Raw genomic sequence first — 2521 nt, forward strand, 5'->3', positions numbered from 1 at the left:
CGCTGCGACACCTCGACGCCCGCCTCGCCGGGTGGGCGGCCTCGGTCGGCGCGGTCTACACGCGGTATGCCGACGACCTGACGTTCAGCGGGGACGACCGGCTCGCCGCACGACCGGACGCCTTCCTGCGCGGCGTCGACCGGATCGTCACCGAGCAGGGACTCCGGCTGAACCCGTCGAAGACCCGGGTGCGGCGACGGGGCTCGCGACAGTCGGTCACCGGGGTCGTCGTCAACGAGCGGACGTCTCCCGGTCGGCGCGAGGTGGACCGGCTGCACGCGATCCTGCACAACGCCGCCGAGCACGGTCCGGCGTCGCAGAACCGTGCCGGGCACCCCGACTTCCGGGCACACCTGCTCGGACGGATCGGCTGGGTCGAGCAGGTGCACCCGGGGCGCGCCCGGCGTCTGCGCGAGGAGTTCGCCCGCATCGTGTGGTGACCCCGGGCTGCTCGTACGCGGGTGTGACGCCGGGCGCAGGCGGGGTGGGTGGGGTGCGCGGTGCGCGGTGCGCGGACGTGCCTCGCACGGTGCGGGTTCGTTCACTCGGCGCGACGTTGGCCGCTCGGTGCGGGCCTCCAGCGGCGCACGGGGCGGGCAAGCTCGCACGGAGTGGCGGACGTCGCACCGTGCTGCACGGCGGCGGGGCGGTTCGCACGGTGCGGGTTCGTTCACTGGGTGCGGCGTTGCCCGCTCGGTGCGGGCTTTTAGCGGCGCACGGGGCGGGCAAGTTCGCACGGGGTGGCGGCCGTCGCACGGTGCGGCGCGGCGGCGTGGCGGTTCGCACGGTGCGGGTTTGTTCACTGGGTGCGGCGTTGCCCGCTCGGTGCGGGCTTGTAGCGGCGCACGGGGCGGGCAAGCTCGCACGGAGTGGCGGACGTCGCACCGTGCTGCACGGCGGCGTGGCGGCTCGCATGGTGCGGGCTCGTTCACTGGGTGCGAGGTTGCCCGCTCGGTGCGGGCTTGTAGCGGCGCACGGGGCGGGCAAGCTCGCACGGAGTGGCGGACGTCGCACCGTGCGGCCTCCACCACCGGAGCCGCCGCCCCACGAGCCGGGCGCGCCCGGGGCTATCGTGACCCCATGACCGCACACCGCGTGACCGCTCCGGAGCCCGCCGCCGACGGCAGCACGCCGAAGGGCCCGGCGTCGTACTTCCCGAGCATCGAGAAGACCTACGGTCGACCGGTGCAGGAGTGGCTCGACCTCGTCGCCGACCGGCTGGACGGCCAGAAGCACATGGAGGTCGTCGCCTGGCTCAAGGAGGAACACGGCCTCGGGCACGGGCACGCGAACGCCCTCGTCGCCTTCGTGCGGAACGCCCTCGGAGCCTGAGTCCGCTCGTTGCTGTCGCCGCCTCGACGCGACGCGTGCGGTTGTCGGTGGTGCTGCCTAGCGTGAGGGCGTGGCCGAACCCGTCGACGCGTGGTGGCGCCGCCGACAGTGGTCGCGCGGCGTCCCGGTGCCGTACGCCGTGGGCGAGTTCCGCGCCGAGTGGTCCTCGTACCCGGTGCTCGTCCGGCAGTACCACCCGGAGTGGAACCACGGCGTCGTCCTCAGTCAGGTGCCGCCCGCTGCCGAGGTCCTGCTGACGTGGGAGTGCGACGTCGGGCACGTGTTCGTCGCGACGCCGGCCGAGCAGCGCTCCCGTCCCGGTCGTGAACGGCGCCGGTCGGTCTGGTGCCCCGAGTGCGCCGTGCAGGCGCAGCCGCAGCGCTGGCCGGTGCTGCCCGCGGACTGGCCGAGTGCCGTGCCGACCCCGCAGCGGGTGGTGCGGGTGACCGGTCGGCAGACCCTGCCGGCGGCCCCGGCCAGGGGCGTCCCCGCGGGTGCGGTCGCGTCCTCGCGGTCGGGTCCTCGACGCCCGGACCCGGGAGCACCCCGCAGGCCCCGTGCCGCGGGGGTCCCGCGGTCGATCTGCCCGAAGACACCGCGGCTGCCATCGGGGGAGTCGTTCACGAGCGTCTGCGCCCCGGCGACGGCGTCCGCGGTCGAGGCCGAGCTGCGAGCGGCCCTGGCGGAGCGGTTCGCCTTCACGTTCGACCACTCCGCGATCCGGCTCGACCGGCCCTTCTTCGACCACGTCGAGGTGTGGCCGGACGTCATCCTGCCGGAGCTCCGTGTCGCGATCGAGTACGACTCCACCGGTCGGCACGGCCTCGAGCACGTCGGACCCCGGCAGGAGACCGACCGCCGGAAGGACCGGGCGGTGCGCGGCGTCGGCTGGGAGGTCGTGCGCGTCCGCACCGGGCGGCTGCAGGCCATCGGGCCGTACGACCTCGAGGTCTCCGGGATCTCCGGCCGGACGATCGCCCGCCTGGTCGACACGCTGCGCGAGGTCCGCGGCGCCCTGTTCGTCGACGCGTACGCGCGCTGACGCGCGGGCGGCCGGGCGTCAGCCGCGCAGTGCCAGCGCCTCGCTCGTCCACCGGGCGTGCAGCTCCCACGGGTCGCTCACCCCGGCGGACACGACGGCGACGTGCTCGAGCAACTTCGGCGTCACCCGGAAACACTCGGTGCCCGG

At 75.0% G+C, this 2521-nt stretch carries 3 protein-coding genes; all 3 read left to right on the plus strand.

Annotation, left to right across the window (positions count from 1 at the left end; all coding sequences use genetic code 11):
* On the plus strand, positions 1-440 hold a 440-nt coding region (locus tag I5E_RS25515; RefSeq protein ID WP_022907233.1), incomplete at its 5' end, for a reverse transcriptase.
* 640 nt (positions 441-1080) lie between these two features.
* Positions 1081-1332: a DUF4287 domain-containing protein gene (locus tag I5E_RS12200; protein ID WP_022907234.1), complete on the plus strand. Its 252-nt coding sequence runs from the start codon at positions 1081-1083 to the stop codon at positions 1330-1332.
* A gap of 70 nt (positions 1333-1402) precedes the next feature.
* Entirely contained in the window at positions 1403-2374 is a 972-nt protein-coding gene (locus tag I5E_RS12205; protein ID WP_022907235.1) for a hypothetical protein, read from the plus strand.
* Positions 2375-2521: the final 147 nt, after the last annotated feature.

The sequence above is a fragment of the Curtobacterium sp. B18 genome, assembly GCF_000333375.1.
In the GTDB taxonomy this organism is placed as follows: Bacteria; Actinomycetota; Actinomycetes; order Actinomycetales; family Microbacteriaceae; genus Curtobacterium.

Excerpts from the sequence above, each read along its gene's own strand:
- I5E_RS12200 (WP_022907234.1), top strand. The coding sequence starts at position 1,081 with ATGACCGCACACCGCGTGACCGCTCCGGAGCCCGCCGCCGACGGCAGC.